This is a genomic window from Mycobacterium intermedium (assembly GCF_002086275.1).
Lineage (GTDB): Bacteria > Actinomycetota > Actinomycetes > Mycobacteriales > Mycobacteriaceae > Mycobacterium > Mycobacterium intermedium.
On record NZ_MVHT01000092.1, the window covers coordinates 19103 to 27717 of the forward strand.

7 protein-coding genes and 1 pseudogene are annotated in these 8615 nt (G+C 60.8%); 6 read left to right on the forward strand and 2 right to left on the reverse strand.

Features of this window, described 5'->3' with window-relative positions; translation table 11 throughout:
• Nucleotides 1-5 precede the first annotated feature (5 nt).
• Together BST27_RS24820 and BST27_RS24825 are read right to left on the reverse strand one after the other, a co-directional pair.
• Nucleotides 6-1148: an acyltransferase family protein gene (locus BST27_RS24820; RefSeq protein ID WP_069421582.1), complete on the reverse strand. Its 1143-nt coding sequence runs from the start codon at nucleotides 1146-1148 to the stop codon at nucleotides 6-8.
• Nucleotides 1145-2872: a DEAD/DEAH box helicase gene (locus BST27_RS24825; RefSeq protein WP_069421593.1), complete on the reverse strand. Its 1728-nt coding sequence runs from the start codon at nucleotides 2870-2872 to the stop codon at nucleotides 1145-1147. The genes BST27_RS24820 and BST27_RS24825 overlap by 4 nt, the downstream gene beginning before the upstream one ends.
• A 1378-nt stretch (nucleotides 2873-4250) precedes the next feature.
• On the opposite strand from BST27_RS24825, the gene rfbF reads away from it, so the two are divergent.
• The 6 genes and pseudogenes from rfbF to BST27_RS35110 form a co-directional block, all read left to right on the forward strand.
• Nucleotides 4251-5021 (forward strand): glucose-1-phosphate cytidylyltransferase, encoded by a 771-nt coding sequence (gene rfbF / locus BST27_RS24835; protein ID WP_069421583.1) that lies wholly within the window; start codon nucleotides 4251-4253, stop codon nucleotides 5019-5021.
• A 76-nt stretch (nucleotides 5022-5097) separates the two neighbouring features.
• Nucleotides 5098-5649, forward strand: a complete 552-nt coding sequence (locus BST27_RS24840) for a dTDP-4-dehydrorhamnose 3,5-epimerase family protein (RefSeq protein ID WP_069421584.1) — start codon at nucleotides 5098-5100, stop codon at nucleotides 5647-5649.
• Nucleotides 5646-6008: a class I SAM-dependent methyltransferase gene (locus BST27_RS33255; protein ID WP_079220046.1), complete on the forward strand. Its 363-nt coding sequence runs from the start codon at nucleotides 5646-5648 to the stop codon at nucleotides 6006-6008. Before BST27_RS24840 ends, BST27_RS33255 begins: the two co-directional genes overlap by 4 nt.
• Nucleotides 6009-6098: 90 nt before the next feature.
• Entirely contained in the window at nucleotides 6099-6932 is an 834-nt protein-coding gene (locus BST27_RS24850; protein ID WP_069421585.1) for an NAD-dependent epimerase/dehydratase family protein, read from the forward strand.
• Nucleotides 6929-7987, forward strand: a complete 1059-nt coding sequence (locus tag BST27_RS24855; RefSeq protein WP_069421586.1) for a class I SAM-dependent methyltransferase — start codon at nucleotides 6929-6931, stop codon at nucleotides 7985-7987. Before BST27_RS24850 ends, BST27_RS24855 begins: the two co-directional genes overlap by 4 nt.
• A gap of 461 nt (nucleotides 7988-8448) precedes the next feature.
• A pseudogene (locus tag BST27_RS35110) lies at nucleotides 8449-8615 on the forward strand (IS1634 family transposase); the annotation flags it as partial.

An 8615-nucleotide genomic window follows, 5' to 3' on the forward strand; every position in this document is an offset into this window, starting at 1 on the left:
ACGATCTAGCCGGCCTTGACGCGGGTGAAGCGGTGCAGCACCCACGCCAGCGGGACGGTCACCACCACGGTGGCAACGAAGAGGTACAGCATCGAACCGGTGTACACGTGGGCACGCACGATGTAGACCATGGCGAACTCCATGGTGATCAGGTGGATCAGGAAGATCTCGTAGGAAATCTCACCGAGCCACACCATGGGACGACTCGCTAGCAGCTTCCAGTACCAACCCTGGTCACCCAACGCCAACGGCGCGACCGCCAGCGTGGCGATCACGGCATAGAAGCAGGTCTTGACCAGCGCCTCGCTGAGCGAGGCCGGCGACGTTGTGGGTGCGCCCGCGATGGGCGTGGAAACGATGAAATAGGCGACGACGGCCAGTGGTATCGCCGCGAAGGCGTAACAGCGCACGCCCATCGCCTGCAGCACGGCCAGCAGCATGCCGCCGAGAAACCACGCCAGATACGTCGGTAGCCACAGGCGGGCGCCGTCCGGGAACAGGTGATCGGTGTGCACCAGCACCAACCAACCTGGGCTGATCAGCGTCAGCGCGATCAGTGCGGCCAGCACCACCTTGGGCTGCCATCGTCGCCGCGAGACGACCACGAACAGGAAGTACGCCAGGAACGGCAACGTCACATAGAACGCGGCCTCGACGGCCAGACTCCACATCTGCGTCAGTCCCTGGTGCAGGTACTTCCCCAGATAGCCGTCGGTGTAGATGTGCGTCAGGGTCAGGTTGCGGATCAACCCCAACCAGCTGTGCCCAGGGTTCGGCCCAGCCTCGCGGAAGTGGTAGAGCGCGTAGGCAAACAACACGGTGATGACGTAGGCGGGCATGATGCGCCGAACCCGGTGTCGCGCGTAGCGACTCACCGATGGTGGCGGGCCGCCTTTTGCAGCCGCGTGCACCCATGGGCGGAACAGCAGGAAACCCGACAGCACGAAGAAGATCGGGACGCCGATCTCCAGCCGAGCACCCACCAGGCCCCAGTAGCCGTGCGTGTACTTGCCGGTGGTGTACGCGGCGTGTGTGCCGACCACCAGCAGGGCCGCCAGCGCGCGAATCCCGGTGAGCGACGCGACCCGGTCTACGTGTGCGACCTGCTCGAGTCCCCCCTGAGCGTCTTGTTCCTCGGACAGGGTCATTCGGTGTGTTTCCTGCGGGGCGGCTTGCCCGGTCGGTTCGAGCGGCCCTGCCGAGAGGGCCGGTCTGCCCGGTCAGGCCGTTCTGGCCGCAGATCGATCAGCACGCCCGAGATCCGAGTGTTCTCAAGCTTCTTCAGCACGGCCTTGGGCAGCTTCGCCGGCAGCTCCACCAATGAGGTGTCCAGCCCGATGCTGATGTGGCCGAAATCGCTGCGGTGCAGGCCGCCCTCGTTGGCGATGGCCCCGACGATCGCGCCGGGCCCGATCTTGTGCCGCTTCCCGACCGAGACGCGGTAAGTCGCGAAGTCGATATTGCGCCTCGGTTTCTCGGGGCGCTCCGAGCGCTTATCCCGCTTCTCCCGGGGCCTTTCGGGCGGGTCGGGAGGTAGCAGGAATACCTCGCTGTCGCGCGACTGCAAGGCCAGGGCTGCCGCGATGTCAGCCATCGGGACGTTGTGTTCGCGTTCGTAATCTTCGACCAGTCGGCGAAACAACTCGATCCCCGGAGCGCCGAGAGCGGCGGTAATCGAATCTGCGAACTTGGCTACCCGTTGGGCGTTGACGTCCTCGACGGTGGGCAGCTCGGTTTCGGTAAGCGTTTGGCGCGTGGCTTTTTCGATCGCCTTGAGCAGGTGGCGCTCGCGAGGCGAGACGAAGAGCAGCGCGTTGCCCGAACGGCCCGCCCGGCCGGTGCGCCCGATGCGATGCACATAGGACTCGGTGTCGTGCGGGATGTCGTAGTTGACGACGTGCGAAATGCGCTCGACGTCGAGCCCCCTTGCCGCGACGTCGGTGGCGACGAGGATGTCGATGCCCTTCGCGCCGCCGTCCCGCAGCGCGGCGACGGTGCGCTCACGCTGCCCCTGTGGGATGTCTCCGTTGATCGCGGCTGCGGAAAACCCTCGGGCACGCAGCTTTTCGGCGACTTCTTCGGTCGCCTGCTTGGTACGGACGAAGACGATCATCGCCTCGAACGGCTCCACTTCGAGGACTCGGGTCAGCGCGTCCATCTTCCGCGGGCCCGCGACCTGGATGTAGCGCTGCGAAATGTTCTCGGCGGTGGCGGTTTTCGCTTTGGACGTGACTTCCAGCGGATCGTGCAGGTACTTGGTGGTGAGCTTGCGGATGGCCGGCGGCATGGTGGCCGAGAACAGGGCGACCTGCTTGTATTCCGGAGTGTCGGCCAGGATGCGGTCGACTTCTTCCGCGAAGCCCATGGTGAGCATTTCGTCGGCTTCGTCGAGCACCAGGTAGTCCACCCGCGACAGGTCCAGCGTCCCGCGTTCCAGATGGTCGATGACCCGGCCTGGGGTTCCGACGACGACGTGTGCGCCGCGCTTCAGCCCGGCGAGTTGGACGCTGTACGACGAGCCGCCGTAGATGGGCAACACGTTGAGTTGCGGCAGACGAGCGCCGTAGCGGCTGAATGCCTCGGCCACCTGCAGGGCGAGCTCGCGGGTGGGCGCCAGCACCAGCGCCTGTGTCGTCTTGCTGGCGATATCGATCTTGGACAGGATCGGGATGGCGAAAGCGGCGGTCTTGCCGGTGCCCGTCTGCGCCAGCCCCACCACGTCGGAACCGGCCATCAGGGCCGGAATCGTCTCGGCCTGGATGGCCGTCGGCGTTTCGTACCCGACGTCGCCGACGGCCTGCAGGACCGCGGGGTGAATCTGCAGGTCAGCGAAAGTCACGGGCGTCGAATGCTCATTCTCCGGAGAGGTCATTATGAACATGCAGCTTAATGGTGATCGTTTAGGCTGGGGTTGGTGCACGCCTGCCACACCGTCGGTTCCCGATTACGGCACGGTCCCGGGATGTGTCGTGGCTACTGAACCCGCCCCGCCGCCTCTCGCTCGACGAGTGCTCGGGTGGCCGCTTAGCAGAACAGCGGAACGATTGCAGAGGTCTTTAGGTCTGGGCTCCATTACATAGCGACTGAAGAACGCAGCCGCCGCCGATACGTGGGTTGCGCCAGCGAGTTAATTTGCTTACCACCACAAGCTAATGGCGGCGGCAACTGGATGCTGACCACAGCACGGCACGGTGGTTTCTAGTCGGAGTCGAAGCTCCCCCCTAGGTTCGCGAGGTTGTTGTCAACGTCCCGTCGTGGAAGAAGGGTCCCGAACGGCGTCCACAGTCGGCCAAAGGTCAGCGGCTTGTGGAGTTGTGGACTCGGGGCCGGTCAGCGCGGCAGCCGACCGTGAAGTTGGGGTTGCGCGGACCTCAGCAAATAATTGGGCGGCGATGTTAGACCTACCGGCGTGGCGAAGCTGCCGACTTCCTGCCAGCATTGGATCGTTTGGCCGTGCGCCAAATTCGTGATCGCTACCTGTCGGAGAACGAGTGGCTCGCCATTGCCGATCTGCGCCGCGCTGGCATGAGCATGCGGCGATTGCCTTTTCGCCAGGGCCTCGTCGAGGATATCCAGAGAATTGCGCCGCAACAGTCGCCACGATGGCGAGTATCCGCCGTGACGGAGCCCACCGCTCGGCGCTCCAAAGTGGAGCCCGCCGTCACCAACGGCGAGTCGACAAGAACCACGGCTTATGCAAGCTGCTCGCGGACCTGCTAGCGCAACGGTGGAGCCCGCAAAAATCGCTCGGCACCTGCGACGTCAACGTGGCACCGCGACAGTAACGGAAAGGCCAATGGGCTACTACGCAAATACTTCCCCCGAGGGCGCCGGCCTGAGCACCTGCTCACCCGACCACCTACGCGCGGTCGAATACGCGATTCACAACCGACCCGGCCTCCTCCTCCAAGACCGCAAACCGGCCGAACTTTTCAGAGCACCGCCAACCTCGCCCGACTATCAACTGTTGTGACGTTGACTGCAAGCCACCTTGCCGATAACTAGTCAATTTTCGGTTGCCGATGACAGCTATTGACGGATACGATTTAGAACCGTGTCAGGACCGAAGACCGCGACAATCCGTCTGAACGCGATACGAAAAGACGCATTCACCATCCATAAGAGCCTGGAGCGGTCGGTTCCAAGTGCAGGCAGTTGGGTTTCTTTGTGAGTGCCGAGAATTGTATCTGATGGTCTGGCGTCTCTTGGAGAGGTAATACATTGCCATTACCCGCGATCGATCAATTCCAATGAAAGCCGTATTACTGGCTGGAGGCCTCGGTACGCGCCTCAGAGAAGAAACCGTCATCCGCCCCAAACCGATGGTGGAGATCGGCGGTCGGCCGCTCCTGTGGCATATCATGAAGCTCTACTCCCACCACGGAATTCATGAATTCATCGTCTGCTGTGGTTATAAGGGTTACGTCATAAAGGAATACTTCGCCAACTATTTCTTACACATGTCGGACGTGACTTTTGATATGTCCACCAACAGCATGCAGGTCCATGAGCACCACGCAGAACCCTGGCGTGTCACGTTGGTGGATACGGGCGACGACACCATGACAGGCGGCCGCCTTAAGCGCGTGGCGACCTACATCCATAATGATGAGGCTTTTTGCTTCACTTACGGTGATGGTCTCAGCGACGTCAATATCGGCGCCAGCATTGATTTCCACCGTCGCCATGGGCGTCTCGCGACAGTCACGACGGTATTTCCGCCAGGACGCTATGGGGCCATTGAGCGCGAAGGTGACCGAGTGACGCGCTTCGTCGAGAAACCGCCGGGCGACGGCGGCCTCATCAACGGCGGATTTTTCGTCCTGTCACCCGCAGTACTCGATTACATTGAAGGCGATCAAACCCCGTTTGAAAGCGACCCCTTGGCTAAGCTGGCTTCGGACGGCCAACTGATGGCTTTCGTCCATTCCGGCTTCTGGCAACCCATGGATACGCTTCGGGACAAGAATCGGCTTGAAGACCTGTGGGATACCGGAAGGGCTCCTTGGAAATGCTGGTGATGAGCGCCTTCGTCGAGGGCGTCAATGTCAACGTGTCCCGCGGTGCAGTCAACCTCGGATTGGGTGGGGTGAAGGCATGAATATCCTCGACACCGCAATCGCCGATCTCATGGTTGTGCAGTCACTACCTATCAGCGATGCGCGCGGCACGTTCATCCGCCTCTTCTGCGCTCAGGAACTTCAGGGCCTGCTCGGCCAGCGTCAGATCAAGCAGATCAACCAGTCGAGAACCAGTCGCGCCGGCGTAGTGCGTGGCCTGCACTTTCAACACCCGCCGCATGCGGAATTGAAAATGGTCCGCTGCTTGCGCGGCCGGGTCTGGGATGTCGCAGTGGATCTGCGAGCGGGCTCGCCAACGTTCCTGCACTGGCACGCAGAGGAATTGGTTCAGAACGATGCACGGATGGTTGTTATCCCAGAAGGTTTTGCGCACGGCTTTCAGGCGTTGGAGCCCGACAGCGAATTGCTGTATCTGACCACGGCCTTCTACCAACCCGCCTTCGAGGGCGGCGTTCGATACGACGACCCAGCGCTCGCCATCGCCTGGCCATTACCACCGCAGGGCCTTTCGCCCCGTGATATGGCGCAGCCGCCCTTGGGAGCAGATTTCACCGGAATCACATTATGACCTGCCGACACCGCGAGGCCGCATTCACGCGCAGCTTATTTGACCTGTGCTTTACGCACCCATCCAACACCTACCCGCGTGGCGAGGACCTGTGTGAGCCGGAACTACACTACCCGCTAGGGGTGAAGGTCTGTCAGCGGTGCTACTTGGTGCAGATTGAGGATTACGCTCGCCCTGACGAACTGTTCAGCGCAGCGTCCGGGCATGAAAAGTTTTTGCCAGGAAGCCATATCTCAATCCGTTCGCCTCCGGCATTGTGGGAAAACCAGCCAGACGACGTGATGACTTGCCGTGGAACATCGTCGATGAGGTGCAGGCCCAATTGGCTGATCTCGTCCTCGAGGCGGTGCGTCTTGTGACGACAACTCCTAGATTGAGCTACCTATGAAGTCTTAGAACCGTCGCCGACGCGAGCAAGCTGGGTTCGACCTGCTGGAGTTGAAATTCTTATGACCGTTACCTTGACGGGAGCGACCGGATTTGTCGGAAGGCAGATTCTGCGCAACCTTCTCGAAAGAGGCTGTTCTGTGCGGGTGATCGTTCGCGATCCGTCTCGCCTACCTGATGGTTGGGAACGTGACGCATTACAGATTGTGCGGACTCCTGACTTGTTCGCAGAGGTCGGCGAGCGGTTAAAAGAGTTGCTCGAGGGATCCGAAACCCTTGTGCATGCGGCCTGGTATACGGAGCCAGGCGAATACCTGACGTCTCCATGGAACCTGGCGTGTCTTACCGGCACACTCAACCTGGCGGACGCATTCGCGTCAATCGGGGGCAAGCGATTCGTCGGATTGGGAACGTGTTTCGAGTACGACTCTTCCGCCGGCCAGATGACCACCAATACACCGTTGGCTCCGAATAGTTTGTACGCCGCGTGCAAAGCATCGGCCTTTCAGGTGCTTCGATTTCTTCTGGATGCGCAAGCTCTGAGCTTTGCGTGGTGCCGAGTCTTCTATTTGTATGGGGAAGGCGAAAGTGAGCGGCGTCTAGTGCCATACATTCGCAGGCAATTGGAGGCTGGGCAAGAAGTCCTGCTCAGTCGCGGTGATCAGGTACGTGATTTTCTCGATGTGAAAGACGCCGCTCGGATGATCGTCGATGTCGCACTGGGGCAGCAGCAAGGCGCGGTGAACATCTGCTCAGGTGAAGCGGTGACCGTTCGACAGCTCGCTGAACGCATTGCAGACGAGTACGGTCGGCGTGCACTGCTGCGATTCGGGGCAAGACCAGAAAACGTCTTTGACCCTCCGCGGGTCGTCGGCGTGCGGGAGGACGCGATATGAGTGGAGCAACAACGCTTTACGAGCAGTCGGCGTTTCCGATTTTCCAGAACCGGATGTATGACTCCCAGGAAGAGGCGCGCGCATGTCCCCGCGGCGATATTCGGTTGGTGCAAGACCATACCAGCGGCCTCGTTTATAACGCGGCCTTCCGGCCGGAGCTGATGAACTATGACGCTGCATACCAGAACGAGCAGGCGCATAGCCCTTTGTTCAAAAGTCATCTGGAACACGTCGCAAACATCATTGTGCGCAACTTCGGCACTGACGGGTTGGTCGAAGTCGGTTGCGGTAAAGCGTATTTCCTTGAGCTGCTCCAGTCGCGCGGCTGCTCCATCGCGGGCTTCGATCCAACCTACGAGGGTGAGAATCCCGCCGTCCAGCGTCGCTTCTTCGGCGATGGCGTGACGGTGTCGGCCAGGGGGCTCGTGCTGCGTCATGTACTGGAACACGTAGAAAACCCTGTCGGTTTCCTCGATAGCTTGCGCGCCGCCAACGGCGGTGGACTGATCTATATCGAGGTCCCGTGCTTCGAGTGGATCCTGCGCGCGAGAGCCTGGTTCGACATCTTCTACGAGCACGTCAACTACTTCAGGCTCGCCGACTTTTCGAAGATGTTTGGCCACGTCGTCGATTCCGGGTATCTGTTTGGTGGGCAGTACCTCTATGTCGTCGCGGACCTAGACACCTTGCGGCCACCCGTATTCAGCCATGCGGACTGTATCGACTTCCCGAAAGATTTTCTTGCGAGGGTGTCCGACATTTCTTCCGACCGGGCGGGAGCGACGAGTGCTGTATGGGGTGCAGCGTCGAAAGGTGTCATCTACTCGCTCTTGCGGGAACGCTGCGGCAAACCGGTGGATGTCCTTATCGATATTAACCCGGCCAAGTGTGGCAAGTATGTTCCGGCCACCGGCCTGCGCGTCATGTCTCCGGAAGACGGAATGGCCACGCTTGCAACAGGTTCCGACATCTGCGTGATGAACTCTAACTACCTCGAGGAAATTCGCGAGATAACAGGGGATCGATTCAACTTGATTGGAGTTGAGCGTGACTGATTTCAACAGGAGGTGCTAGTTGGATCGATGCGATGTCGCGCAACGAGCGTCTCCGCGCGGACGCCACCGAATTCATGCACCTCATTGTTTGCCCAATATTCGTACAACTTTGCCTGGAATGTCGCGGCCGATCATCCCAGTACCCCCGAGACATAGTCCCTAAGCAAGAGTGAATCTGGCGCGCCGGCCCGACCTGATAACCGCGACTGGCATCGCCCACGGCGGTGAGCCCTACCGGCTACGCGACCACCAAGGCGCCGCCGAAACCCTCCGCAGAGCCGCCACCGGGAACCCACCAACTACACTGAGCGCTGCTCACAGGTGAGGACTTTCGGCGAGCACGCCTGGGCCTGACTTGGCTCACGATTTTGGGTTGGTGATGCGCGTAGGGGTTTGACCTGTGGTTTCGTGGTCGGTTCTGCGTAAGTTTGTGCACTAAATCGGGGCCGTAGGCTGCCGGGGTGGCCTACGTGCGCACCGTGAAGACCGCCTCGGGGGCGACCGCGGTGCAGATCGTGTGGTCCAACCGGCGAGGAGCGCGCTCGATTGAGCATCTGGGCTCAGCCCATGATGACGGCGAACTTGTGGCGCTCAAGGCGGCCGCTGCCCAGCGGTTGGCGGCGAATCA